Source organism: Sphingobium fontiphilum, from assembly GCF_014196635.1.
Taxonomy (GTDB): domain Bacteria; phylum Pseudomonadota; class Alphaproteobacteria; order Sphingomonadales; family Sphingomonadaceae; genus Sphingobium; species Sphingobium fontiphilum.
The window spans coordinates 15,474-42,170 of sequence record NZ_JACIEB010000002.1 but is presented as its reverse complement, the minus strand read 5'-3'; the positions used below and the strand labels follow the sequence as shown (position 1 = coordinate 42,170).

Below are 26,697 nucleotides of genomic sequence, written 5' to 3'. Positions count from 1 at the left end.
ATGGCTGGTCCCGACATCATCACCATGGGGTGTCGCCTCAACATCGCGGAGAGCGAGGCGATCCGCCAGTTGGCGGCGGAGCAGGACGACCTGATCGTCGTCAACAGTTGTGCCGTGACGGCCGAAGCCGTGCGCCAGACGCGCCAGGCGATCCGTCGCGCGAAGCGGGATCGGCCCGACGCCCGCATCCTCGTCACCGGCTGCGCCGCGCAGACGGAGCCGCAAACCTTCGCCGCGATGGCGGAGGTCGATGGGGTGATCGGCAATCGGGAGAAGATGGAGGCAAGCTACTATTCGTCATCCCAGCGAAGGCTGGGATCCCAGGCGATAGGGCGCAGTTTTGGGCCTGAGACCCCAGCCTTCGCTGGGGTGACGGAAAGAGTGAAGGTTTCCGACATCATGGCCGTGCGCGAGACAACGCCGCATATGGCCAGCGCCTTTGCCGAACATGCCCGCGCGTTTCTGGAGGTGCAAAATGGCTGCGACCATCGCTGCACCTTCTGCATCATCCCCTATGGCCGGGGGAACAGCCGGTCGGTGCCTGCGGGGGCCGTGGTCGACAAGGCGCGCGAACTGGTCGATGCGGGCTATCGCGAAATCGTGCTGACCGGCGTCGACGTGACCAGCTATGGCCCCGATCTGCCGGGCTCGCCTTCGCTGGGGCAACTGGTGGAGCGGATATTGAAGCATGTGCCGGGCCTGCCCCGGCTGCGCCTGTCCTCGCTGGACAGCGTGGAGATCGACGCGCGATTGTTCGACCTGATCGCCCATGAACCGCGGCTTATGCCGCATCTTCACCTGTCGCTTCAGGCGGGCGACGACATGATCCTGAAGCGGATGAAGCGCCGCCACAATCGCGCGCAGGCCATCGCCATGGTCGAACGGCTGAAAGCCGCCCGGCCGGACATCGGCATCGGGGCCGACATCATCGCCGGTTTCCCGACCGAGGATGAGGCGATGTTCGCCAATAGCCTGGCGCTGGTCGATCAGTGCGACATCGTGCACGGCCATGTCTTCCCCTATTCGCCGCGAGAGGGCACGCCCGCCGCGCGGATGCCGCAGGTAGACCGCGCGACCGTCAAGCAGCGCGCCGCGCGCCTGCGCGCCGCCTGCGAAGCGCGCCGCGCGCACTGGCTGGCGGGCCTTGTCGGCTCCGTCCAGTCGGTGCTGGTCGAACGCAGCGGCATGAACGGCCACGCCGAAAATTTCGCGCCGGTGCGCTTTGCCGCGCCGCAACCGCCCGGCGCCATCGTGCGGGCGGCCATCACGGGACTTGAGAAGGGCGCGCTGATCGCGCAAGAGGCGCTCGCATGAACGACAAGACTAGCTGGCGCGACCGCCTCTTCGGCGGATTGAAGCGCACGTCCGACAAGCTGGGCGAAAATCTGACCGGCCTTTTCAACAAGGCCGCGCTGGACGACCAGACGCTCGACGAGATCGAGGAGGCGCTGATCCTCAGCGATCTTGGTCCAGCCATGGCCGCGCGGGTGCGTGACCGGCTGGCCGAGGGGCGCTATAATCGCGAACTGACCGAGGAATATCTGCGCGAGATCATCGCGGAGGAGATCGAGAAGGTTCTGGCTCCGGTGGCGCAGCCGCTGGAGATCGAGGCGTTCCCGCGTCCGCAGGTCATATTGGTGATCGGTGTCAACGGATCGGGCAAGACCACGACGATTGCGAAACTTGCCCATAACTATCTGGAACAGGATTATGGCGTGATGCTGGCGGCGGGCGACACCTTCCGCGCGGCCGCCATCGGTCAGCTCAAAGTTTGGGCCGACCGCCTGGGCGTCCCCATCGTCGCGGGCAAGGAGGGCGGCGACGCTGCCGGGATCGTTTTCGACGCGGTGAGGCAGGCGACGGCTACTGGCATCGACGTGCTGATCGTCGACACCGCCGGGCGGCTTCAGAACAAGACCGAATTGATGGACGAATTGGCCAAGGTTCGCCGGGTGCTGGGCCGGTTGAACCCGGCGGCGCCCCATGACGTTATATTGGTGCTGGACGCCACGACAGGACAGAATGCGTTGAACCAGATCGAAGTGTTCAAGGAAACCGCGCAGGTCACGGGGCTGGTGATGACCAAGCTGGACGGCACCGCGCGTGGCGGCGTGCTGGTCGCGGCGGCGGAGAAGTACAAGCTGCCTATTCATGCCATCGGCGTGGGCGAGAAGATCGAGGATCTGCGCCCCTTCGACGCGCGCGACATGGCCCGGGCGATAGCGGGGACAGCCTATGCCCGCTGACGCCCCCGCCAGGCCCGCCCATGGCGGAACGCTTAGCCTTGCGCTCGATTTCGGGCCGCTGCTGGTCTTTTTCCTGGGTTACAAGTTCGCAGGCGCAATCACGGGCACGGCGGTCTTCATGGCGGCCATCGTTATTGCGGTGCTGGTGTCGAAATGGAAACTGGGCCGCGTGTCGCCGATGCTGTGGCTTTCGGCGCTGCTGGTGCTGTTTTTCGGCAGCCTCACGATCTATTTTCATGACGAGAAATTCATCCAGATCAAGCCGACGATCATCTACACCTTCTTCGCGGCGATGCTGTTCGCCGGGCTGATGCGTGGCAAGCCGCTGCTCAAATATCTGCTTCAGGCCGCCTATGACGGGCTGTCGGAGGAAGGGTGGCGCAAGCTGTCGCGCAACTGGGCGTTTTTCTTCGTCGGCATGGCGGTAGCCAATGAAGCGATGCGCGCCTTGCTCAGCTTCGACACATGGCTGGCGGTCAAGGTGTGGGGCGTGACCATCGTGTCGATGCTGTTCGCCGCCGCCAATGTGCCCATGCTGATGCGCCATGGCCTGAATATCGGCGAGAAGCTGGACAGCGACGAAATCGGCGGGACGGCCCCGCCCCAGGGTTGAAGACTGGCGTAGCCCGCCCGCCCTGTGTAGCGTGGCGACGATGATGAAGCTGACCGAATTTCCCGACGCCGCCAGCCCGCGCCGCCGCCAGATATTGGAAATCGCTGCGCGCCTGTTCGCGCGCAACGGCTATCGCGGCACATCCATCCGCGACATTGGCGAACAGGCCGGGGTGCTGGGCGGTTCGCTCTACCATCATATCAAGTCGAAGGACGCGCTGTTCGTCGAACTGCACAATGCCGCGCTCGATGCGGCGGAACGGCGGATCGCGGACGCGGCCAACCGCCATGTTGCGCCATGGGACAGGCTGGCGGCGGCGGTCAGCACATTGGTCGACATTCAGCTTGACCCGGACTCCATCACCCTGCCGCTGATGAACGATTTTCGTGACGTGCCCGAAGATGTGCAGCGGCAGTTGAGCACCCGGCGAGACGCCTTCGAGGACTTGTTCCGGGGGCTGGTCGACGCGCTGCCGCTGCCCGCCGACATTGACCGTTCCATCTATCGCAACCTGCTCCTCTCGCTCATCAACTCCGCTGGCGACTGGTATAGGCTCGGGCGTATGACCCCGTCTGAGATCGCCGCGCAGATCAACCGCATTTTCCGTCACGGCTGAAACCGCCGGGAGAGCGGTTGGGACCGACCCGACCAAGGTGCAGTTGATACTGTAACAAGTGTTTGGTATAAGTGTACGGACAAAGGCCGTGGAAGAAGACAGAGAGGTTCATCATGCAGGATTATGTTGCGCCGATTGCGGACTATCAGTTCCTCCTGCGCGAGGTTCTGGGCTTTGACGCGGCGATGGCGGACCTGGGCAAGGACGTTGACAGCGATCTGGCGACGGCGGTTCTGCAGGAAGCGGGCAAACTCTGCTCGCAGACCCTGCACCCCATCAACCGCAGCGGCGATGAAGAGGGGAGCCGGCTGGTTGACGGCGTCGTCCATGTGCCGGCCGGCTTCACCGAAGCCTATCGCACCTTTGCCGAGGGCGGCTGGGCTGCGCTGTCGGCCGCACCTGAACATGGCGGGCAGGGATTGCCCTTCATCCTGCAACTCTGGCTGGACGAGATGATGTCGGCGGCCAACCTGTCCTTCGGCCTGTTCCCCGGCCTGACGCGCGGCGCGACCGAAGCGATCACCGCCCATGCCAGCGACGAACTCAAGGCGATCTGGTTGCCGCCGCTGGTCAGCGGCGAGTGGATGGGGGCCATGGCGCTGACCGAAGGCGGGGCGGGCACCGACCTTGCCCTGCTCAAGACCCGCGCCCAGCCCAATGGCGACGGCAGCTACGCGGTCACCGGGCAGAAGATCTTCATCTCGTCGGGCGACCATGAAATGACGCCGAATATCGTGCATCTGGTGCTCGCCCGCCTGCCAGACGCGCCTGCGGGCGTGAAGGGGATCAGCCTGTTTCTCGTGCCCAAATATCTACCCGATGACAGCGGCGGCTTCACCGTGCGCAACGCCATGTCGGCGGGCGCGCTGGAAAAGAAGATGGGCATCCATGCCCAGCCGACCTGCGTGATGAATTATGATGGCGCCACCGGCTGGCTGGTGGGCGAACCGCACCGGGGCCTTGCCGCCATGTTCACGATGATGAACGCTGAACGGCTAATGGTCGGCATTCAGGGGCTGGGCATCGCCGGGGCCGCTTATCAGCAGGCCGTCGCCTATGCGAAGGATCGGTTGCAGGGCCGCAGCGCCGATGGCGCGCGTGGGCCGGTGCCGATCATCGAACATGCCGATGTGCGCCGGATGCTGCTCAATGTCCGCGCCTTTGTGGAGGCGGGCCGCGCGCTCGCGGGGTGGACCGCGCTTCAGCATGACCGCGCCCATGGCCATGCCGATGCGGGGGAACGGGCGAAGGCCGACGCACTCGTTGCGCTGCTGACCCCGGTGGTGAAGGCGGCCTTCACCGATTTCGGCTTTGAAAGCGCGGTTCAGGCGCAGCAGGTATTCGGCGGCCATGGCTACATCCGCGAATGGGGCATGGAGCAATATGTCCGCGATGCCCGCATCGCCATGATCTATGAAGGCACCAATGGCGTGCAGGCGATGGACCTTGTCGGCCGCAAATTGTCGATGGCGGGCGGCGCGGTGGCGCAGGGCTTTTTCGACATAGTCGCTGCCGATCTGGCCGATGCGGCCAGGGTGGATGCCGCGACGCTGGTGGCGCAGCGCACGCTGGCCGCGCTCGACCTGCTGCGCGACGTGACGGCGGGGGTCCAGGGCGGCAACATCGACAGCCTCGGCGCTGCTGCGGTCGATTATCTGCGCCTGTTCGCGCTCGTTTCCTTCGGCTGGATGTGGGCGCGCATGGCGGCAGCCGCAGCGCAGGGCGATACGCCGTTCCACGATGCGAAGGTCAAGGTCGCGACCTATTTTGCCGAGCGCGTCCTGCCCCAGGCGCAGGGACTCGCCGTCCAGATCAAGGCGGGCGCCGCGCCGCTGATGGCGCTGTCGACCGACGCATTCTGATTCTGCCACATGCGCCGGCACAGTGTCGGCGCATGTGGCGATGCGGAATAAACCGGGTTGCATCTGCGGTCGCTTGGGTGCGATGACCATGGCTCTTGGCGGGGGAGTTTTCATATGCAGCGTCGCGTAGTCGTCGGCGGCGTTATCATTGCCGTTACGGCATTGGCGGCTTTGGCGGGCTGGAGCATGGGGCTTTTCGGCGGTGACGACCATCGACTCGCGCTCTATGGCAATGTCGATGTGCGACAGGTTGACCTCGCTTTCCGCGTAGGCGGTCGGATTGCGACCATCGGACCGGAGGAAGGCGCGAAGGTCAGGGCGGGCGACATGCTTGCCACGCTCGATGCCCGGCCGCTCGGCGATGCGTTGTCAGCGGCGCAGGCTCGGCTGGATGTGGCCCAGGCTGAACTGGCCAAGGCGCAGGCGGGCAGCCGTCCCCAGGAAATCGAGCAGGCGCAGGCCCGGCTGGCCGAAGCGCAGGCGGGCCTTGCCCGTGCGTCCGAAGATATGGCCCGGCGCAGCGAACTGGTGAAGACCGGCGCGGTCAGTCAGCAGGCCTATGACGCGACCGCCGCCCAATATCGCGCGGCGCAGGCGCAGGTTCAGGTGGCGACGCAGGCCTTGTCGCTGGCGCTTGCCGGGGCAAGGGAAGAGGACAAGGCCGCCGCCGCCGCGCAGGCCGCCGCCGCCCGGGCCCAGCGCGACGGGGCGCAAACCAGCCTGTCCGACGCGACGCTGCGCGCCCCCCATGGCGGCGCCATATTGACCCGCGCGCGCGAACCGGGCGCGATTGTTCAGCCGGGCGAAACCGTGTTGACGCTGACCATCGACCGGCCGATACGCCTGCGCGCCTATGTCGGCGCGCGCGACCTGTCGCGGATCGCGCCGGGAATGAAGGTGACCGTCAGCACGGACGGCAATCCGCGCACCTATCACGGCGCCATCGCACAGATTTCACCGACCGCCGAATTCACCCCCAAGACGGTGCAGACGCAGGATTTGCGCACCGAACTGGTCTATCGTGTCCGCGTGCTGATCGACGATCCTGATGACGGATTGCGGCAGGGTCAGCCGGTGACCATCGACGTGCCTGGCGCGCGCCCCCGCGCAGGAGACTGACATGGATGACGACCGCACCGCGGCGGTCGCCATCGGCCGGGGTGTGTCCAAGCGTTTCGCGCCTGACGCGCCGATGGCGCTCGATGCCGTCGACATTGCAATACTGCCCGGCCGGATGACGGGATTGGTCGGGCCGGATGGGGCGGGCAAGACGACATTGATCCGGATGCTCGCAGGCCTGATCGCGCCCGACAGCGGCGATGTGACCGTGACCGGCGTCCCCGTCGACCGGGTGGACCGCAGCCTGATCGGCTATATGCCGCAACGCTTCGGCCTGTATGAAGACCTGACCGTCATCGAAAATCTGCGCCTTTATGCCGATTTGCGCGCGCTGCCGCTGGAGGAGCGCGCAGATCGCTTCGCCAGGCTGCTGGAATTTACCGACCTCGCCCGGTTCCGGAACCGGCTGGCGGGCAAATTGTCGGGCGGCATGAAGCAGAAGCTGGGCCTCGCCTGCGCTTTGGTGCGCGATCCGGCGTTGCTGCTGCTGGACGAGCCGGGAGTCGGCGTCGATCCTGTGTCGCGGCGCGAATTATGGGCGCTGGTGCGTGGGCTGGTGGGCGATGGCATCGGCGTGTTGTGGTCGACCGCCTATCTGGATGAAGCCGAACAATGCGACACCGTTTTCCTGCTGAGCGAAGGGCGGGTGCTGCACAGCGGCCTGCCCGAAGACCTTACCGGGCGGGCGGCCGGTCGCATCTGGCAGGCGCCGGTCGAACAGGCGCGGCGGCGGGCGATGCTGCGCGAGGCGCTGGACCTTGCGTCCGTTATCGACGGGGCGGTGAAGGGCGATGCGATCCGCCTGATGCTGGCCGATGGCGCCGGGCGGGACGATGTGGCGATGCTGGAGCAAGTTGCGGGCGGGCCGCTGACCCCGGCGACGCCCCGGTTCGAAGACGCCTTCATCGACCTGCTGGGAGGCGGGCCGGGGGGCACATCGGCGCTGGCGCGTGACTATCGCACCATAGCTGACGATGGCGGCGCAGCGATAGAGGCGGTCGGCCTGACCAAGCGTTTCGGTGATTTCACCGCCGCCAGCGACATATGTTTTTCCGTCCCCCGCGGGCAGGTATTCGGGCTGCTCGGCCCCAATGGCGCGGGCAAATCGACCACGTTCAAGATGTTGTGCGGCCTGCTGACCCCGACCGAAGGCACCGGATCGGTCGCCGGCAAAGACCTGCGCCACGCGCGCGCCGACGCCCGCCAGTCGCTCGGCTATATGGCGCAGAAATTCTCGCTCTATGGCGATTTGTCGGTGCGGCAGAATCTGCGCTTCTTCGCGGGCGCCTATGGCCTCTCGGGGCGGGCGGCGGCTGACGCCATCGACCGGATGATCGCGATCTTCCATCTGGAAGGACAGGTCGACGTCAATAGCGGCGGCCTGCCGCTGGGGTTTCGTCAGCGGCTGGCGCTGGCCTGCGCGGTGATGCACCAGCCGCCCGTCCTGTTTCTCGACGAGCCGACCTCGGGGGTCGACCCGATAGTACGACGCGAATTCTGGTCCCATATCAACGGGCTGGTCGAAAGGGGCGTGTCGGTTCTGGTAACAACTCATTTCATGGAAGAGGCCGAATATTGCGACCGCATCGCCCTCATCTACCGCGCTGAGCAGATCGCGACCGGAACGCCCGATGAATTGAAAGCGCAGGTCGGGCGGCCCGACGCGACGATGGAGGACGCCTTCATCGCGCTGATCGAGGCCTCCGATGCACGGAGGCAGGCGGCATGATGCGCGGCCGCCGGTTCGCCGCCATGCTGATGAAAGAGGCGCGGCAGATATTGCGCGATCCTTCGACCTTCATCATCGCCTTCCTTTTGCCGGTGATGTTGCTGTTCCTCATGGGCTTCGGCGTCAATCTGGACGCCTCGCGCACCCATATCGGCCTGTCGATTCAGGATGATGGCGCGGCGGCCCGATCATTGGCCACCAGCTTTCAGAACTCGCGCTATTTCGACGTGCGGATGGTCGGCACGGCGTCGCGGATGACCGATGCGCTGATCGCGGGCCACATTCGCGCGATCATCGTCATCCCTCAGGATTTCGGGCGACAGGTGGCCAAGGGCGGGGGCGACATACAGATCATCACTGACGGATCGCTGCCCAACACCGCCAGTTTCATCGCCGCCTATGCCGAAGGGGTGCGCGCGCATTGGGCTGCGGCCCGCGCGGCGGATGGCGGCGCGGCCATGACCCCGCCCATCGCCGTGTCCAGCCGTTTCTGGTTCAACCCGGAACTGGCCAGCCGCAATTTCCTGGTCCCCGGTTCGATTGCTGTGGTGATGACAATGATCGGTTGCCTGCTGACCGCGCTCGTCATCGCGCGGGAATGGGAGCGCGGCACGTTAGAGGCGTTGATGGCGACGCCCATCGGCATGGGCGAGTTCCTGCTGACCAAGGTCATCCCCTATTTTGCGTTGGGGCTGATGTCGATGGCGCTTTGCACGATATTGGCGGTCACCCTGTTCCATGTGCCGTTTCGCGGGTCGATCTTCGGGCTGGTCGCCATTTCCTCCGTCTATCTGATCCCCGCGCTCGGCCAGGGGCTGCTGATTTCGGCGGTGTTCAAGAACCAGTTCGTCGCCAGCCAGGTGGCGTTGCTCACATCTTTCATGCCGACGATGCTGTTGTCGGGCTTCGTGTTCGAAATCTCCTCCATGCCCCGGATCATTCAGGGGCTGACCTATATTGTGCCCGCCCGTTACCTGATCCCGCAATTGCAGACGGTGTTCATCGCCGGTGACGACTGGCGCTTGTTTCTGCCCAATATGGCGGTGTTGCTCGGCTTTGGCCTGCTGTTCTTCCTGCTTTGCGTTCGCGCGACGCGGCGGAGGATCGCATGATCGGGCCGCGCCTTCGCGCCATCATCCTCAAGGAAATACTGGCGGTGCTGCGCGATCCGCGCGCGCGCCTGATCCTCATCGCGCCGCCGCTGATCCAGTTTTTCCTCTTCGGCTTCGCCTCGACCATGGAGGTGAACAATATCCGCGTGGGCGTGCTGGATCTCGACGGCGGGCAATGGAGCCGCGAGATCATCGAGCGACTGGCGGCCAGTCCCAATGTCCGCCAGGTCGTGGCGCTGCGCTCCGACGATGAACTGCGCGCTGCCATCGACCGGCAACGGGTGATCGCCGCCCTGCGGTTCGACCCGCATTTCTCGGCCGATGTCGCGGCGCGGCGTGGCGCGATGGTCGGCGCCGTCTATGACGGGCGCCGATCCAACGCGGCGCAGATCGTGTCGGGCTATGTCGAACGCATCGTGGGTGAGGTGGGCGCGAGCGCGGTCCCGCGCATGATGGCGGGGCGGGGCGGGCGATCCTTAGCCAGCCACTGGTTCAACCCCAATCTGGAATATATGCTGTTCGTCATGCCTGCTCTGGTCGCGGTGATCGCCGCCGTGTCAGCGCTGGCCGTGGTGGTCCAGTCGGTCGCGCGCGAGCGGGAGTTGGGCACGTTCGACCAGTTGATGGTGTCGCCGCTGCGCGTGCACGAGATATTGGTGGGCAAGATGCTGCCGCCGATGCTGGTCGGGCTGGTCAACGTCACCCTGTTCGTCATCCTGTTGCCGTCGGTCTTCCGCGTGCCGCTGACGGGCTCGCTGCCGCTCTTCTATCTGGCGCTGCTCTTCTACCTTCTGGCGCTGACAGGCCTAGGCATGTTGATTTCCACCCTGTCCGCCACCCAGCAGCAGGCCTTTCTGGGCATGTTCGCCGTGGTGGTGCCGATGATCATCCTGTCGGGCTATGCCAGCCCGATCGACAACATGCCCGGTTGGTTGCAGGTCGTGACCTGGATCAATCCAACCGCCTGGTTCCTGACCATATCGGAAGGGACGTTCCTTAAAGCCATGCCGCCAGGCCAGATGCTGGCCAATATCTGGCCGCTGGCGCTGATCGCCGCCGGTTCGACGCTGGCGGCGTCCGCCCTTTTTCGATCGCGGATGGAGTAGACCCCTTGCGCATCATTTGTCTGTTCGCCCTTGCTCTGCCCACATTGACCGCTTGCACGGTCGGGCCGGATTTCGAACGCCCGGCCGTCACAGGCGCCGATGGCGGCTGGACCGAGCCGGGAGGGGAGGGGCCGGAAGGGGTGGGGCCGGACGCGCCGGGACCGGTCGATGCCGAACCGTGGCGCGCCTTGGGGGATCCGGTCCTCACTGACCTGGTCGAAGCCGCGATAGCCGCCAATCTGGACATCAGGCAGGCCGATGCGCGCCTGCGCGAAGCGCGCGCTGGCATGGATGCGGCGGCGGGCGCGCGATTGCCGCAATTGCGCGCCGGGGCGTCGGCCACGCGTCAGCAATTGTCGGAAAATGGCCAGTTGCCCATTGGCCAGATTCCCGGTGTCGACCGGCAATTTTCGCTGTTTGACGCAGGGTTCGATGCGTCCTGGGAAATCGATCTGTGGGGCGGCGCGCGCCGCGCAGTCGAGGCTGCGGCCGCCCGTGGTCGCGCGGCGGAGGCGATGGCGCGCGAGGCGAAGCTGCGCATCGTCGCCGAGGTGCAGCGCAGCTATGCCGAATTGCGCGGCGCACAGGCGGAGGAAGCGACGCTGCAGTCCGATGCGCAGGCCTATCGCCAGATCGCCGCCCTGATGCGACAAAGCCATGAGGCGGGCGAAATCGCGCGGTCCGACGACGCAGACGCCATCGCCGCCGCACAGCGGGCGCAGGCGGCTCTGCCAGGCGCGCAGGCGCGGATCAGGGCGGCGATGTTCGGGCTGGCGCTGCTGACCGGGCGGCCACCCGAGGCCTGGCTGGAGCGGCTGTCGGCGCCCGCGCCCGTGCCCGAACCGCCCGCGCAAGTGGCGGTGGGCCTGCGGTCCGACATTTTGCGCCGCCGCCCGGACATAATCGCCGCCGAAGCGCAACTGGCCGCCGCCACAGCCGACGTCGGCGTGGAAACGGCGCGGCTGTTCCCGCAATTTTCGTTGATGGGCGGCATCGGGCAACAGGGCCGTTCTGTCAGCGATCTGGGATCGGGCGCCAGCACGATGTTTCAGGTCGGCCCGTCGCTCAGTTGGCCGATCTTTTCGGGCGGTCGCGTACGTGCGCAGATCAGGGCCGCCAAGGCCCGCGCAGATGGAGCCGCCGCCGCCTATGAACAGGCGGTTCTGGGCGCGCTGACCGACAGTGAGACGGCGCTGAACCGTTATAATGCCGCCATCAACACGGCCCGGATGATCGCGCAGGCGCGGGCGCAAAGCGCCGTGGCGAGGGATCTGGCCGGACAACGCTATCGCGCGGGCGAGGATTCGCTGGTGCAGATGGCGCAGGTCACCGTGCGCGACAATGCCGCTGAACGCGCCGCCGCGCAGGCGCGGATGCAGGCGTTGCAGGCCCATGCCGCGCTGGGGAAGGCGCTGGGCGGGGGTTGGATACAACACGGCAAGGGGCTTGAGGCGTCCCCGCAGCAATAGGCCCCGCCAAAGCGGAAAGGCGCGGCGCAATGCGGTTTCTACGGAGTGCCTTCACCGCGTCGCGGCATTAGGTCGGAAATGCATGGAAGGAGGCCCTCCGTTGACCCTGAAGCCGACAGCCCAGCCGCCAGCGCCCGATCCGCTGGACGGCGTGGCGGAGACCATGGATCGCGCCGCCTTCGCCGCGATTGCCCAGGCGACCCATGGTCTTTCTCCCGCCACGATGACGCAGTCCTTCGCCGACTGGGCGATGCATCTGGCGGTGTCGCCGGGTAAACAGGCGCAACTGGCCGCCAAGGCGGGACGCAAGATGGTGCGGCTTGCCGATTATCTGACCCATATGGGCGACCCGCAGGACGGGCGCCCCGCCATTGAGCCGCTGCCGCAGGACCACCGGTTCGACGATCCCGCGTGGAAGCATTGGCCTTATAATCTGTTCAGCCAGTCATTCCTGTTGAACCAGCAATGGTGGCATGCGGCGACCACCGGCGTCATGGGCGTGACGAAGCACCATGAAGCGGTCGTGTCCTTTGCCATGCGCCAGATGCTCGACACGCTGGCGCCCACCAACTTCGTCGCCACCAACCCGGTGCTCCAACAGAAGATCATCGACACCAAGGGTCGGTGCCTGATCGAAGGCGGCAAGCTGTGGCTCGAGGATGTGAAGCATCTGTTGCGCGGCGACGGCAGCGCGGAGAACAGTGCGTTCCGGCCGGGGCAGGAGGTCGCGATCACGCCCGGCAAGGTCGTCTATCGCAATGCCCTGATGGAACTGATCCAATATGCGCCGACGACCGATCAGGTCCGGCCTGAGCCGGTGCTGATCGTGCCTGCCTGGATCATGAAATATTATATTTTGGACCTCGCCCCCGACCATTCGCTGATCCGCTGGCTGGTGGGGCAGGGCTATACCGTCTTTGCGATCTCCTGGCACAATCCGGACAGCGCCGATCGTGACAGGGACATGGACGACTATCGTCGCATGGGCGTGATAGCCGCGATGGACGCCATCGCCGCGACCACGGGCGCGCGGGGCATCCATGCGCTGGGCTACTGCCTGGGCGGCACATTGCTGTCGATCGCGGCGGCGGCGATGGCGCGCGATGGCGATGATCGGCTGGCCAGCCTGACTCTGCTCGCCGCGCAGACCGAATTCAGCGAGCCGGGGGAACTGGGTCTCTTCATCGACGAGGCGCAACTCAACCTTCTCGACAGCATGATGTGGAGCCGGGGCTATCTCGACAGCGCGCAGATGGGGGGCGCATTCCAGATGCTGCGTTCCAACGACCTGGTCTGGTCGCGCATCCTCAAAACCTATCTGATGGGAGAGCGGGATCAGCCCAGCGACCTGATGGCGTGGAATGCGGACGGCACCCGTATGCCCTATGCCATGCACAGCCAGTATCTGCGGCAATTGTTTCTGAACGACGATCTGGCCGAGGGGCGATACCTTGTCGATGGTCGGCCGATCAGCCTGTCGGCGATCAAACAGCCGATGTTCGTCGTCGGGACGGAGACAGACCATGTCGCGCCGTGGCGCTCCGTGCATAAGATCCACTGGTTGACGGACGCGCCGATCCGCTTCGTTCTGACCAGCGGCGGGCACAATGCCGGCATCGTGTCCGAACCGGGCCACCCCCACCGCCACTACCGGATGATGGACCGTCCGGCCGGCGCGCCCGCCATCGGCCCGGACGAATGGCTGGCGCGGGCGGAGGCGCATGACGGGTCGTGGTGGATCGCCTGGGGTGAGTGGCTGGGCGCCCATTCGGGCGCGCCCGTGCCGCCGCCGCCCATGGGCAATGCGATCATGGATGCGCCCGGAAACTATGTGCTGGAGCATTGAGCGATGAACACGCCTGACATGACTGGCGACGACTTGATCGAAAACCGCACCTTCGACGAAATCGCCGTGGGCGACAGCGCCTGCCTCTCCCGCACGCTGGGGCTGGAGGACATCCAGCTCTTTGCACTGGCCTCTGGCGACACCAACCCGGCTCATCTGGACCCGGACTATGCGGCGACCGACATGTTCCACCGCGTCATCGCCCATGGGCTGTGGGGCGGGGGCCTGATTTCGGCGGTGCTGGGAACGGAATTGCCGGGGCCGGGCGCAATCTACCTCAACCAGACTCTGGCGTTCAGGCGGCCGGTCGGGCTGGGCGACACCATTACCGCCAGCGTGACGGTGACCGCCAAACAGGTCGAACATCATATCGTCACCTTCGATTGCCGCTGCGCCAACCAGAATGGCGAGGAGGTCATCAGCGGCGAAGCCGTCGTCAAGGCGCCGCTGGAGAAAGTGCGCCGCCCCCGCGTCGCGCTGCCCGACATACGCCTGTCCGACCATGACGGCTATCGCCGGTTGATGCAGGCGGCGCGCGGCGGGCAGGCAGTGACGACGGCCGTCGCCCACCCTTGCAGCGCCGCAGCTATTACCGCCGCAGTCGAGGCGGCGGAGGCCGGATTGATCGAACCGATACTGGTCGGGCCGCGCGCGCGGATATTGGCGGCGGCGCAGGACGCGGGGCTGGATGTCGGCTCCTATCGCATCGTCGACGCTCCCCACAGCCATGCCGCCGCACAGCAGGCGGTCGATCTGATTCGCTCGGGCGAGGCGAAACAGTTGATGAAGGGATCGCTGCACACCGACGAGCTGATGGGTGCGGTCGTCAATCGCGCCACGGGCCTGCGGACCGAACGGCGGATCAGTCATGCCTATCTGATGGACGTGCCGGGCCATGCCAAGCCCATCCTGATTACCGATGCCGCCATCAACATCGCGCCCACGCTGGAGGAAAAGGCTGACATCATCCGCAACGCGATTGACCTCGCCCATGTGATCGGCATCGAATGCCCACGCGTCGCGATATTGTCGGCGGTCGAGACGGTAAATCCGGCCATCCCGTCGACGCTGGATGCGGCGGCGCTTTGCAAGATGGCTGATCGCGGGCAGATTACGGGCGGTCTGCTCGACGGGCCGCTCGCCTTCGACAATGCGATCAGCGCGGCTGCGGCGAAGGAGAAGGGTATCGTGTCGCCAGTCGCGGGGCAGGCGGAGATATTGGTCGTGCCCAATCTGGAATCGGGCAACATGCTGGCCAAGCAACTGACCTTTCTGGGCGGGGCGGATGCGGCGGGCATCGTGCTGGGCGCGCGGGCGCCGATCATCCTGACCAGCCGGGCGGACAGTCTGCGCACGCGGCTCGCCTCCTGCGCGGTGGCGGTGCTGCTGGCGCGTGCAGCGACCAAGGCGGCGCCGGGACTTCCCACGGACGCGGCGGGCGCATGAGCCGCGCGATCATTAGCCTGAACGCCGGGTCGTCCAGCATCAAATTCGGCCTGTTCCTGCTGACGGCGGAGGGGCCGGTCCATGCGGCGGGCGGCAAGCTGGAGGGGATCGGCACGGCCCCCCGCCTTATCGTGCGCGATCAGGATGGTGTTGTGCTGGCGCAGCGCAATTGGCCCGATGGCGGGGCGATGACGCATGAGGGCCTGCTCGACGATCTTTATCATTGGGCCGACGCGCATCTGCCCCATCACCGGATCGTGGCGGTCGGTCACCGCGTTGTCCATGGCGGCACGCATTTTGCCGCGCCTGTCCGCATCGACGCCGCCGCGCTGGAGGCGCTGGAGGCGCTCAGTCCGCTCGCGCCGCTGCACCAGCCGCATAATCTGGCGGCAATCCGGGCGATTGCAGCCATGGCGCCGGACCTGCCCCAGATCGCCTGTTTCGACACCGCCTTTCATCATGACATGCCGGCCGTCGCCGCGCGCATGGCGCTGCCCCGCGCCTATGCCGACCGGGGTTATCGCCGCTATGGCTTTCATGGCCTGTCCTATGAATATATCGCCGACCGCCTGGGTGCGGTCGATCCTGCCCTAGCCGCCGGTCGGGTGATCGTTGCTCATCTGGGCAATGGCGCCAGCATGTGCGCCATGCGCGGCCTGCGCAGCATTGATACCACCATGGGTTTTACCGCGCTCGATGGGCTGATGATGGGCACGCGAACCGGATCGCTCGACCCCGGCGTCGTCGTCCACCTGATGGAGCAGGAGGGGTTGAGCGGCAAGGCGATCGAAGACCTGCTCTATCGCCAGTCGGGCCTGCTGGGCGTATCGGGCGTGTCGAGCGACATGCGCGCACTCCACGCCAGCAATGATCCCCGCGCCGCAGAGGCCATCGAGCTGTTCGTGTGGCGCGCCGCCCGCCATACCGCCGCGCTGATGGCGGGGCTGGAGGGGCTGGACGGCATCGTCTTTACCGCCGGGATCGGGGAGAATGATCCGGTCATCCGGCGGATGATCTGCGCGCGGCTTGCGTGGACCGGGATTCGCATCGACGATGCCGCCAACGAGGCGAACGAACCCGTTATCAGCGCGCCCCACAGCGCTGTCGCCGTGCGCGTCGTCCCCACGGATGAAGAACGGATGATCGCCCGCCATACTGCCCGGTTGCTGGGCGAAGCGGCCTGAGGATCAGGACGCGGGCGGCACCAGAACCGCCGCACCGCTGAGCGCGCCAGACCGCAGGTCGGCCAACGCTTGGTTCGCCTGCGCCAGCGGATAGGTTTTCGTCAGCACATGCAGCGGGGCCTGCCCCGCCATGGCGAAGAAGGATACGCCATCCTCCCGCGTCAGATTGGCGACGGAGACGATTTGGCGTTCGCCCCAAAGGTCGGCATAGGGGAAGGCGGGGATGTCGCTCATATGGATGCCGCCGCATATCACGCGTCCACCCTTGCGCACCGCCTTCAGCGCCAGCGGCACCAATGCGCCCACCGGCGCGAAGATCAGCGCGGCGTCCAGTTGCTGCGGCGGCATGTCGGTCGATGCGCCTGCCCAGGCGCAACCGAGCGACAGGGCGAGCGCCTGAGCGCGATCATCGCCGTCGCGGGTGAAGGCATAAACCGTGCGCCCCTGCCAAACCGCAATCTGGGCCAATATATGTGCAGCCGCGCCAAAGCCATAGAGGCCGATCACCGGCGCGTCCCCCGCCATCCGCAGCGATCGCCAGCCGATCAGCCCCGCACAAAGCAGCGGCGCCGCCTCCACATCGCTGTAACGGTCGGGTAGCGCGAAACAATAATGGGCGTCGGCGACGACATGGCTGGCATAGCCGCCATCGCGGGTCGCTCCGGTGAATTCGGGGTGATCGCAAAGATTTTCCTGGCCTTCCCGGCAATAACGGCACTGGCCGCAGCTATGACCCAGCCATGGGATGCCGACCCGTTGCCCGATGGCAAAGTCTTTGACGGCGCCGCCCATGGCGATCACGCGCCCGACAATTTCGTGGCCTGGAACGATCGGATAATGCGCCATGATCTCGCCATCCACGACATGCAGGTCGGTGCGGCAGACGCCACAGGCGGATATGGCGACCAGCATCTGGTTTGCGTCGGGATGGGGAAGAGCGCGTTCGGCCGCGTGCAGCGGCTCGCCCGGCCGGTCGACCTGCATCACCTGGAATGTTACGGACATCCGCCTCTTCTCCCTCACGCTGGAGGAGCAATAGCAAATCGGGGCTATGAGAGCGAAGGCCCCTGCATTCAAAATAATTGGCGTGACGGCGCGAATCTGTTACCAACGATTAGTTAGATCATGCGCCAACGGCATGGCTATGATGATATGGAGAGGATTGATGGACGAAGTCGGCCCGGGATTGGTTGAATGTGACGACCGATCCCTGTTGCTGTTCAATCTGGTCGCATTGGTGATCGCTGGTCTGACCTGGGCGCTGCTCGTCTGACTTAACCTGTGCCTTGCCCCTTTAATACGGGGCAAAAGATCAGCGCTCTTGCGCCGATCGACTCAAATCGCCTGCATCTCTCGCTTTTTTTATCCTGGCCAGAAGCGCCGTCATTGGTTTGTCGGCAAAGCGCGGCAGCTTTTCCCGCTTTGGTCGCGCTGATGTCGGCAGGGCTGAGCTTAGCTTGCCCACCTGCCCCATAGCGACCATTCCCACCGAGTAATGGGGCATGCCCTTGACGCCATCCAGACCCGGCTGGCGTCCGGTCATCGGATCGAAGGCGCAGCTTTGCAATAGGCCTTTGGTGTTAGTGCGCCGGTTCGGCGGCGGGACGCACATCGACAAGGGGCAGTCCCAGGCCGCGCCAGCCATCGGTTCCCTCCGCCATCCACCAGACATTGCCGTACCCCCAATCGCGCAGGCGCATCGCCGCGTTCCAGCCCATCCAGCAGTCCGACAGGCAGTAGGTGATGATCATGCGATCCCGCCGGCCATGGGTCAGCCGGTCGACGCCGCGCCTGAACCAGTCGGTTATCGCCGGGTCGGGCGCCCCCCGACCTGCTTCGGGGAACCAATGCGATCCGGCGATGCCGTCATGCGGGCGGGCAAGGCGCCATCCGCCCGCACCGTCGTGCGCTGCGCCTTCGGCCGGCAGCACGTCGATGAACAGGGCATCGACGTCGGGGCGAAGCTGGGCCGCCGCCGCCGGGGCGATGCGGCCGACGCGGGGCGGAGCGTTGCGTGCAGGCGCGCGATAGCGGGCGATGCGATAGCCCTGCTGATCGAACAGCCGCTCCTGAGCAACAGTTGCGCCAACGGTCGCCCCGAACCCCAGCATTAGCAAGGCGATCGCGCCCATGCGCCTTGAAGCCACCATGCCGCTCCCATCCCTGACTGACATCACTCCAAGGTCCAATGGTAGCGCAAGACCCAAGGCTTTAGACCAGCACCAAGGGACAAGGATGTGAAACGAGGCGACCGCCGTTCCATCATGCTTGCGCTGACCCTCATGGCCGCAGCGCAATCGGCCGCTCATGCGCGCACGGCTCCGGTCGATCCCCTGGGGTCGCCCATGTGGAATGCTCATGCGGCGACATTGTTCGGCGCCGATCCGGTGCGCTTCGATCCGCGCGTCAAGGTGCAGCACCCGATGATCGCGGAGAACCAGCGCGCCTTTCCGGTCGCGATCGACGCGCGCGGCATCGAAGGGGTGAAGCGGATCATCCTGTTCGCCGATCTCAATCCCATACCCGTCGCCATCGATTATCGGCCGGAGGGAGCGGAACCCTATATCGCCACCCGCATCAAGCTGGACCAACGAACGCCGGTGCGCGGTGCGGTGCAGTTGGCGAGCGGGGAATGGCTGGTTTCGGGCGAATGGGTCGATGCGGCTGGCGGCGGCTGTTCGGCCCCGCCGGTCAGCCGGGTGAAGGGCGACTGGGCCGAGCATCTGGGCGAGATACGCGGGGAGGCATGGCCTGTGGCTGACGGCAACGCCCGGTTGCGGCTCAGTTTCCGTCATCCCATGGACACGGGCCTGGTCGAAAATATCGCGACCTATCATCTTGAGGCGTTGAGCGTGAAGGGCGTCGGCCGCGAGCCCCTGGGGACGATGGAAATCTGGGCCAGCGTGGCGGAGGATCCGGCCATCACGCTGATGCCCGCCGCGCAACCCGGCGAGATGCTGACCGTCGAGGCGCGCGATACCAACGGTCGCGACTATCGCGCGCGAGTGGCCGTGGCGAAACAATCTCCCCACCCGCTGGCGTCGGCGCCTTGACGATGGCGCGCATATGGCTGTCCCGCCGCGCTATGATGATGGGCGCCGCCGCAACCTTCACTGCCGGCGTCGGCCGCGCGGGCCACGATTACGCCATCAACCCTGTCGCCGTCGCGGATGGCATATGGATGGTGCGCGGCGCTGACGAACCCATCGCTTTCGACAATGGCGGGGCGATCGCCAACATCGCCATCATCGCAACACCGGCAGGCGCGGTTCTGTGCGATTGCGGGCCTTCCATCCGCTATGCGGCGAAGCTGAAATCCGTTGCCGAACAATTGACGGGCAAGCCGGTGATCCGCGTTTATGTGACGCACATCCACCCCGATCATGGCATGGGCATTGCGGCGTTCGATCCCGCCATCGTTGCGGCTCTGCCCGGCACGATTACGGCGATGCGGCGGGATGGCGGCGGTTATTCCGATTCCATGTATCGCATTTTGGGCGACTGGATGCGGGGCACTGATATTGCCGTGCCGGGGTTGGCGATTACGACGGCGCATGAGGAATTTGGCGGGCGGGGCCTGCGCCTGCTGAGCCTTTCGGGCCATAGCGACGCGGATCTGGCGCTGGTCGACGAGACGACGGGCCTGATGATCGGCGGCGACCTGGTGTTCCATGATCGCGCGCCCAGCACGCCCAATGCGGACCTTGCCTTATGGCGCGCCAGTCTGGACCGGCTGAAGAGCGAGAAACATGGCGGGATGCTGCCCGGCCATGGTCCGCTCGACCCCGAAGGCGTTACCGCCATCGACCAGACCCGCGACTGGATCGACTGGCTGGAACCGGCGTTGAGCGCGGCGGTGCAATCCGGGCTCGACATGGTGGAGGCGGGGATGATCGCCATTCCCGATCGCTTCGCTTCGTTGAAGCTGGCGCGCTATGAATTGCAGCGCAGCGTGTCGCACCTTTATCCCGCGCTGGAGGGCCGGCTGTTGCCGCGCGTCGATCTTCCCTCCAACTGAGAAAGAGGGCGGGATGACCCCGCCCATTTGTTCTTGTCTCAGTCGACGCCCTCTATGATGAACGTCTGATAGTCCGCGCCCTTCAGGCGATAGGCGAGCGCCTCCTGATAGGCAGGGCTGTCATACCATGCTTCGGCTTCCGCAAAGCTGGGAAAAGCGATGATGACGGCGCCGTCGGTGGCCGGCCCGTCGGTCGCACGGACCTTGCCATAGACGGCCAGCGGCGTGATCGCGTGGCCCGCCATGGTGGGCGGCACCATTTCGCCATAGGTCTGCATGGCGTCAGCGTCCTTAATCGCCGTGCGAACGGCCACGAAATAGGCAGTCATCAGTATCTCTCCTCTTCTTTCGCTCTTTTCAGAATCTGGCCCTCACCCCTCCATACCAGCGGCGCGGCGCGCCGGGGCCATAGGCGCGCGGATCGGATGCGCCCGGCGCCTCGGCCAGGTCGACCTCGTCCACTTCGCTGAATGTGCCGAAGGTCGCATAGCGCCGGTTGAAGGCGTTGCGGACTTCGCCGAACAGGCTGACGCCGGGCAGGAGGGTGATGCTACCGCGCAGATTGACGATGACGTAGCCGGGGATTTTGGGATTGTCGTTGCCCTCGTCACCGACAAGATACTGGCCGGACCGGGCGATCAGCTCGCCGCCGACCGACCACCCCCTGGCCGCATAGTCGAGGCTGAGCGTCGCGCTGTGGTGCGGGATGCCGGGCAGATGGTCGCCCTTTGCCACCCCAATTGCGCCATCGTCGTCCGCCGCTGGATTGGCGGGACTCGAAAGCTTCAGGTCGTCCAGATAACGCGCATCGGTGAAGGCATAGCTCAGCCCGGCGGAAAGGCCGCCGCGCAACGCCTTCAGGCCCAGTTCGACCCCTTGTCGCCGGGTCGCGCCGATATTGCGAAAATAGGCGCGGCCGCGAATGTTTGAGGCGACGAACTGAATATCGTTGCGGTTGCGCGTGCGATAGGCCGAGGCCAGCCAGTCGATGCGAAAGCCGCCCAGCCTGGCATGGCCGCGCGCGCCCGCTTCCCAGCTCTTTGCCACCACCTGCCTCAGCGGCGGATCGGCGATGAAGAAATTGGCGAGGCTGCAAGGCGCATTTTCGTCGGCGCAGGACAGTTCCGCCGGGGTCGGCGCGCGGTTGCTTTCGGCATAGCCCGCGCGCAGGTTCAATCCTTCACTAACCGCATAATCCAGTTCGACGCCGGGGTTGAGGCGACGGAAATGGTGCAGGCCGTTGAGCGCGGCGCCGATCTGGTCCTTGAGTTCAATGCGCGCATGATTGTAGCGCAGGCCCAGTTCCGCCGACAGGCCGGGCGCGATGGGCAGGCGATCCTGCGCGAACACGCCCCAATAGTCAGTATGGGCGACAAGACCGACCGGTGCGATGGCGCCATCGGCCTGCACGATCATCGCGGCCAGCCCCTCGACGCTGCGGTCCTCGGTCATTGCGCCCAGTTCAACCGATGTATCAAAGCGCGTCCGGCCGCCATCATAGCTGACGCCCAGAGCGAAATGGTTGTCGCCCGCCAGCATCGGGCGTTCGTCGATGATCTGGAACAATGCGCCCATCGCCTTTGTCACGGTGCGGCCGCGATTGAGCACGCCATAATCCTCGCCATCCAGCATGTCGGCTATGGGATTGCCGGCCGCGTTGGTCAGCACCGCCTGGTCCTCCTCATCGTCGCTCGCGCCGACGGTTTCGAGGCAAAGATAGCCCTGTGCATCCTCGTCCTCGCACCCTTCGATGTCGGCGGCGTCGCCGTTCAGCGACCGCAGCTTCAGGCGTTGGGCATAGAGCGTACCCTCGATTCGGGTGCGGTCGGACAGCGCGACCCACGGATGGAGGCTGATCCTTTCATAGCGAGCGCGGCTGTTGTCGGGCCAGGTGAAGACAGCGCGCCGGTCGGCCGCCAGCAATTCGACCGGGGCGACGCCATTACCGGTCAGGTCGGTGTCTGCCGCAATGACCTTCATGTGCAGGCCGCCAGTCGCGGTGTCGAAGCCCAGGTCCAGATAGCCGTTGTAAAGCGTGGAGGGCGAATAATCGCGCCAGCCATCCTCATGCCGATATTCGAACGCGCCAAAGGCGCTGAACGCGCCGCTGGCGAAGCCGCCCGCGATGCTGGCCTGCCGCGCATCAAAGCGCCCGCCGGTCAGGCTCGCCTCCAGCCCCGGATCGCTTCGGCCGTTGCGGGTTTCGACCAGCATCGACCCGCCCAGCGCGTTGAGGCCATAGACCGGGCTGGCGTCGAGGATCGAAGCCTTGCGGATCGCGGCTTGCGGCAACAGGTCGAAGCCCACCGTATCGCCAAAGGGCTGGTTGAAGCGGGCGCCGTCGAGGTAGACGGCCAGCCCCTGCGCCTGCCCCTGAAGCGGGGAGGCTGTGAAGCCGCGATAGACGAGATTGGGTTGCCATGGATTGCCCTGCGCGTCCTGAAGGGTCACGCCCGCCATGGTGCGGGTCAGAGCGGCCAGCAGATCGGGTGCGCCCGCCCGGCCGATGTCGTCGGCGGAAACGGCCAGCGCATCGTCGACGTCGATGGCGCCGCCCGGCGCGGTCACGATGATCGTCTGGGCATTGGCGACGTTGTCCTGCTTTTGCGCCGCCGCTTGCCCCGCCAATAACAAACCGGCCGTTCCGGCCAGCAGGGCGGCAATCCCGTTCATGCGCATCCTCCGATTATCGTTCTCGATTTTCGGGATGCTAGGAAGGGGGCGGGGCTGCCTCCATGCTACTTTGGGTCGGCGGTCAGCGGGCGAAGCGCACGCCGATCCACAAGGTGCGCGGCGTGCCCAGGTCCATGGAGCCGCCCGCATTGCGCGTTACAACGGTTTCGTCGAACAGGTTTTCGCCGCGCGCGACCAGCGTGACGCCATGGCCGACGGGCATCCGCGCCACCGCGTCCAGCGTTAGCGCGTCGGGCAGGACATCGCTTTGCAGGTCGTCCTCATATTGCTTCGAAACATAACGCAGCGTCGCCGACAGGGCGGGGCCGTGGGTCGGCTCCCAGGCCAGCGTCGCACTGGCGGCGTGGCGCGGGCTTTGGTTGGGGGTCAGCCCGTCGAAGGGCTCACCCGGCGCCTTCACCGTCGAATGGCTATAGGCATAGGATGCCGACAACAACATCGCGCCCATCCGGCCGCTGGCGGTCAGTTCCACGCCCTTGGCGACGATGGCGTCGACATTGCGCCGCTCGCGCGTGACGGCGTCGATGGTCACATTGGCGATGGCGTCGTCCAGCCGGTTGTAGAAACCGGTGGCGGACAGGGTCAGGCCGGGCAGGGGGGTCAGGTCAATTCCGGCTTCCGCGCCTTTCAGCTTTTCGGGCGTGAGCGCGGCGTTGGCGCGCGTTGTGATGGGGAAAACGGTGAAGGGCCGATACAGCTCATTGAGCGTCGGCAGGCGGAAGCCGGTATAGCCCGCCGCGCGGACGGCGACCGCGTCGCTGAAGCGATAGAGCGCGCCCGCCCGGCCCGAAAACTGCCAGTCGGACCGGTCGGCATAGCGGTCGTTCCGTGTGATCGCGCCCGCTGGCGTCACCTGCTGATAGAAGCCGTTGCTGATCGACCAATGGTCGGCGCGGACGCCACCCGTTAGGACGAGGTTGCCAATGGTCCAGTCATCCTCGGCAAAGACGCCGGTGGTGATCTGGTCGCCCCCCGCATGGCGCAGCGAGGTGAGCGGATTGGCTGGATCGCCCGCATTATAGGCGTTTTCGAACATATCGCCCGTGGCGAAGCGGGTGTCCGCGCCCAGCCGCAGCACATGATCCTCACCCACCGGCGGGCGCAGCTCGATCTTGCCGCCGACGCCGGTCGACGGCGTGTTGCGCTGATCCAGCGATTTGCGGAAGGACGAGGAGGAAATAACGATGTTGGAGAAATTGCGCGATTGAATATAGGCGAGGGCATCGACCTGCCATGCGCCGCGATGGATATAGTGGATGCTGGCGTCCTGGCCTTCGCTGCTGCTGTCCGCGCCTGAAAAGCGCAGCGTGCGTTCGTCGCGGAACAGGGTGGCGCGGAATTGCAGTTCGGAATGGGCCGAAATGGACGCGACCGCGCGCAAATTGGTCGACCAGCCGTCATAGGCGGCCGGAACGGTCGCGGCGGTGCGCTGGTCGCCTGGCGTTGTCTGGAAGCCGTCGCCACGGTCCCACCGCCCCGACAGCGTCGCATAGCCGCCGCCCAGATCGGCGGTCAGCGCGCCCGACATTTCGGTCGCGTCGCGGCTGCCGTAAAAGGCGCTGGCGGCGAAATTGGGCAACTGGTCGCGCGTGGCGCTGGCCAGTTCGATCGACCCGGCGACCGCGCCAGCGCCGAAAGCGCCAATGCCGCCGCCGCGCGTCACCCGCACCACCGACAGGCGGTCGGGCACCAGCGCGGAAAAGGGAATATAACCGAAAAACGGGTCCGCCATCGGCACGCCGTCGAGCAGCACCAGCGTCCGGCTGGACGCATTGCCGCCCAGCGCGCGAAGTGTCGCCCCTTGCGCCGACGGATTGGCTGACCGGCTGTCGGAGCGGCGGAACTGCTGGAATCCGGCGACGTCGCCCAGAACTGTCTCGATACGGCCCGACGCGCTGTTTTCCAGCCGCTCGCGCGCGATCACCACGGACCCGTAGGCGGGCGTCCCCGGCGGCAGCGGCAGGCCTGCGCCCGTAACGATGATGGGCGTGTCTGAACCGTCATCCGCTGGCGCCTGCGCCCAAGCAGCGGCGGGTGCGGTCAACAACATGGCAGGCAAAATGATGGTCTTCATGGCGATCCCCTCAGGCGGCCCTCCCTTTCCGATTTTTCATGGGCTTTGCAAACGGAAAGGGCCGCACCCCTTTTTAGGATGCGGCCCGTCCCCCGTGACATTGGTCCTTGGGTCGGATCAGAAGAAGAGGATGGCTCCGGCTGCAATGGCGTCGGACGACGCCTTGTTGCCGTTATGCGCCTTCGACGTGGTGCTGATATATTCGCCCAGCAGCGTGACCCAACTGTTCAGGCCATAGCGGACCTGACCGACCCAACTGCTGTTCTTCGACACCAGGGCGGGATTGGCCAGCGCGTCGGCGACATTGGCATGGTCGAGATTGCTCTCGCCATAGCTGCCGCCAACCGAGAATTTGCCGAAGCTGGCAAGGCTCTGGAGGTAGAAGCCATGGCTGTCGCGCTTGTCGCCAGCGCCATCGGTGTCGAACAGGTTGAGGGCGGTCGTACCCAGCCCCGAAGCGTCATAATAGGTGCCGACGAAGGTCACCGGACCAAAGGTGACCTTGGCGCCCGCGTCCCAGCCCCAGCCGGTATAGTCGGGGCCGACAATCACATTATGCTTCTGGGTGATGCCCGACAGCCACAGGCGTGTCGCGACGTCGCCGAACTGGCCATCATAGACGAACTTGGCCTGGAAACCGGGCTGCTTGTTCGATTCGGCCGGACCGGTCAGCGAGGACAGCGGTTCAAAGATGCCGACGCTGGCGGTGAAGCCGCCGAAATGGGGCGTCGTGTAAGTGATCTGCGGCTGGAAGTCGGTGTAGATATAGCCCACGCCGATGCGACCCAGCGTCGTGTTGGACGGCGCGACATTGCCCGCCGGCGTGCCCGACGACAGCAGGGTGATGTCGTTGAGGATCGCTTCCGAACCGAACAGGCCGATGTCGCGACCGATCTTCACCTCGCCAAAGCCTGCCCGGCCGAAGGTCAGGTATGTCTGACGGAAATCGATCCCAGCCGTTTGCAACGCGCGGGGGTTGCCGCCGCTGTTGGCGCCGCCGCCGACATAGCTGACCGAGTTGATGCCGGGATACATGCCGAAATGCGCGCCGACATCCCAGCCGCCCTGATTGGTGGTCGCTTCCACCTTCAGGAAACCAGGCAGCAGACCGTTGCGGATGGCCGACGTGTTGCCGCCCACCGTTGCGACGCCGCCGACCACGGTATTGGTAGCGTTGGGCGCCTCGCCATTGTCATGGACATAGAAGCCGTTGACCGAACCCGAAAATTTGAGCGTGACGTCGCCCATTTCAAGACCGATGCCGCTATCGGCCATGCGGACCAGCGGCTTGCCGCCCGAAGCGTCCGGGGTTACGGCCGGGGCCTGCGCCGTTTCCGCGGCCTCGCCCTTCAGCAATTCCTGATATTCCTCGTCGGTGAGGATGCCCTTTTCGTGCAGTCGCTTGAGAAGGTCGGCGGTCGTGCCCGCCATTGCCGGCGTTGCGCTTGCGGCCAGCATCAACGCCATCGCCGCTCCATGGAAGAGCCTTGCCTTCTTCATAATATCCTCCCTCAAATTGTCGGCCGTCTGAATGCTGGCCGTTTCGTCTTCGGCCGTTTCGGC

22 protein-coding genes are annotated in these 26,697 nt (G+C 65.6%); 15 read left to right on the top strand and 7 right to left on the bottom strand.

Annotated elements, in window-relative coordinates; genetic code table 11:
- The 13 genes from mtaB to GGR44_RS04430 all read left to right on the top strand — a co-directional run bounded on the left by mtaB (position 1) and on the right by GGR44_RS04430 (position 16,348).
- Entirely contained in the window at positions 1-1,314 is a 1,314-nt protein-coding gene (gene mtaB, locus GGR44_RS04490) for a tRNA (N(6)-L-threonylcarbamoyladenosine(37)-C(2))-methylthiotransferase MtaB (protein WP_183954285.1), read from the top strand.
- The gene (gene ftsY / locus GGR44_RS04485; protein WP_183954284.1) at positions 1,311-2,246 is read left to right on the top strand and encodes a signal recognition particle-docking protein FtsY; all 936 of its coding nucleotides are present in this window, start codon (positions 1,311-1,313) and stop codon (positions 2,244-2,246) included. The genes mtaB and ftsY overlap by 4 nt, the downstream gene beginning before the upstream one ends.
- Entirely contained in the window at positions 2,236-2,859 is a 624-nt protein-coding gene (gene ispZ, locus GGR44_RS04480) for a septation protein IspZ (RefSeq protein ID WP_183954283.1), read from the top strand. The genes ftsY and ispZ overlap by 11 nt, the downstream gene beginning before the upstream one ends.
- Before the next feature lie 40 nt (positions 2,860-2,899).
- Complete coding sequence (locus GGR44_RS04475; protein ID WP_183954282.1) at positions 2,900-3,475, top strand: TetR/AcrR family transcriptional regulator; 576 nt, start codon at positions 2,900-2,902, stop codon at positions 3,473-3,475.
- Between the two features lie 113 nt (positions 3,476-3,588).
- On the top strand, positions 3,589-5,337 hold the full coding sequence (locus GGR44_RS04470) for an acyl-CoA dehydrogenase C-terminal domain-containing protein (RefSeq protein ID WP_183954281.1): 1,749 nt from the start codon (positions 3,589-3,591) through the stop codon (positions 5,335-5,337).
- Positions 5,338-5,451: 114 nt separating this feature from the next.
- Entirely contained in the window at positions 5,452-6,456 is a 1,005-nt protein-coding gene (locus tag GGR44_RS04465; protein ID WP_183954280.1) for an HlyD family secretion protein, read from the top strand.
- 1 nt (position 6,457) lies between these two features.
- The gene (locus tag GGR44_RS04460) at positions 6,458-8,185 is read left to right on the top strand and encodes an ATP-binding cassette domain-containing protein (RefSeq protein ID WP_183954279.1); all 1,728 of its coding nucleotides are present in this window, start codon (positions 6,458-6,460) and stop codon (positions 8,183-8,185) included.
- Positions 8,182-9,297 (top strand): ABC transporter permease, encoded by a 1,116-nt coding sequence (locus GGR44_RS04455; protein ID WP_183954278.1) that lies wholly within the window; start codon positions 8,182-8,184, stop codon positions 9,295-9,297. The genes GGR44_RS04460 and GGR44_RS04455 overlap by 4 nt, the downstream gene beginning before the upstream one ends.
- A complete protein-coding gene (locus GGR44_RS04450) occupies positions 9,294-10,403 on the top strand; it encodes an ABC transporter permease (RefSeq protein ID WP_183954277.1) in 1,110 nt (369 codons plus the stop codon). Before GGR44_RS04455 ends, GGR44_RS04450 begins: the two co-directional genes overlap by 4 nt.
- Before the next feature lie 5 nt (positions 10,404-10,408).
- Entirely contained in the window at positions 10,409-11,872 is a 1,464-nt protein-coding gene (locus GGR44_RS04445) for an efflux transporter outer membrane subunit (RefSeq protein WP_246344316.1), read from the top strand.
- Positions 11,873-12,035: 163 nt separating this feature from the next.
- Complete coding sequence (locus GGR44_RS04440) at positions 12,036-13,718, top strand: PHA/PHB synthase family protein (protein WP_425511302.1); 1,683 nt, start codon at positions 12,036-12,038, stop codon at positions 13,716-13,718.
- An 18-nt stretch (positions 13,719-13,736) separates the two neighbouring features.
- Entirely contained in the window at positions 13,737-15,164 is a 1,428-nt protein-coding gene (locus GGR44_RS04435; RefSeq protein WP_183954822.1) for a bifunctional enoyl-CoA hydratase/phosphate acetyltransferase, read from the top strand.
- A complete protein-coding gene (locus GGR44_RS04430) occupies positions 15,161-16,348 on the top strand; it encodes an acetate/propionate family kinase (RefSeq protein WP_183954275.1) in 1,188 nt (395 codons plus the stop codon). The genes GGR44_RS04435 and GGR44_RS04430 overlap by 4 nt, the downstream gene beginning before the upstream one ends.
- A 3-nt stretch (positions 16,349-16,351) precedes the next feature.
- Here the strand turns inward: GGR44_RS04430 and GGR44_RS04425 are convergent, their stop codons facing one another.
- The 3 genes from GGR44_RS04425 to GGR44_RS04415 all read right to left on the bottom strand — a co-directional run bounded on the left by GGR44_RS04425 (position 16,352) and on the right by GGR44_RS04415 (position 18,480).
- Positions 16,352-17,353, bottom strand: a complete 1,002-nt coding sequence (locus tag GGR44_RS04425) for a zinc-dependent alcohol dehydrogenase family protein (protein WP_183954274.1) — start codon at positions 17,351-17,353, stop codon at positions 16,352-16,354.
- Between the two features lie 307 nt (positions 17,354-17,660).
- The gene (locus tag GGR44_RS04420) at positions 17,661-17,891 is read right to left on the bottom strand and encodes a cupredoxin domain-containing protein (RefSeq protein WP_183954273.1); all 231 of its coding nucleotides are present in this window, start codon (positions 17,889-17,891) and stop codon (positions 17,661-17,663) included.
- 37 nt (positions 17,892-17,928) lie between these two features.
- Positions 17,929-18,480, bottom strand: a complete 552-nt coding sequence (locus GGR44_RS04415) for a rhodanese-like domain-containing protein (RefSeq protein WP_425511301.1) — start codon at positions 18,478-18,480, stop codon at positions 17,929-17,931.
- A gap of 132 nt (positions 18,481-18,612) precedes the next feature.
- Between GGR44_RS04415 and GGR44_RS04410 the strand changes: the two genes are divergently transcribed.
- Complete coding sequence (locus tag GGR44_RS04410; protein ID WP_183954821.1) at positions 18,613-19,401, top strand: quinoprotein dehydrogenase-associated SoxYZ-like carrier; 789 nt, start codon at positions 18,613-18,615, stop codon at positions 19,399-19,401.
- A gap of 11 nt (positions 19,402-19,412) precedes the next feature.
- Positions 19,413-20,366, top strand: a complete 954-nt coding sequence (locus GGR44_RS04405) for a quinoprotein relay system zinc metallohydrolase 1 (RefSeq protein ID WP_425511300.1) — start codon at positions 19,413-19,415, stop codon at positions 20,364-20,366.
- 38 nt (positions 20,367-20,404) lie between these two features.
- Here GGR44_RS04405 and GGR44_RS04400 read toward each other — a convergent pair whose 3' ends face one another.
- From GGR44_RS04400 to GGR44_RS04385, 4 genes are all read right to left on the bottom strand, one after another.
- Positions 20,405-20,695: a DUF1330 domain-containing protein gene (locus tag GGR44_RS04400; protein WP_183954270.1), complete on the bottom strand. Its 291-nt coding sequence runs from the start codon at positions 20,693-20,695 to the stop codon at positions 20,405-20,407.
- A gap of 28 nt (positions 20,696-20,723) precedes the next feature.
- Positions 20,724-23,039, bottom strand: coding sequence for a TonB-dependent receptor (locus tag GGR44_RS04395; protein ID WP_183954269.1), 2,316 nt, complete (start codon positions 23,037-23,039; stop codon positions 20,724-20,726).
- Positions 23,040-23,121: 82 nt separating this feature from the next.
- A complete protein-coding gene (locus GGR44_RS04390) occupies positions 23,122-25,134 on the bottom strand; it encodes a TonB-dependent receptor (RefSeq protein WP_183954268.1) in 2,013 nt (670 codons plus the stop codon).
- 117 nt (positions 25,135-25,251) lie between these two features.
- A complete protein-coding gene (locus GGR44_RS04385) occupies positions 25,252-26,634 on the bottom strand; it encodes a porin (RefSeq protein ID WP_183954267.1) in 1,383 nt (460 codons plus the stop codon).
- Positions 26,635-26,697: the final 63 nt, after the last annotated feature.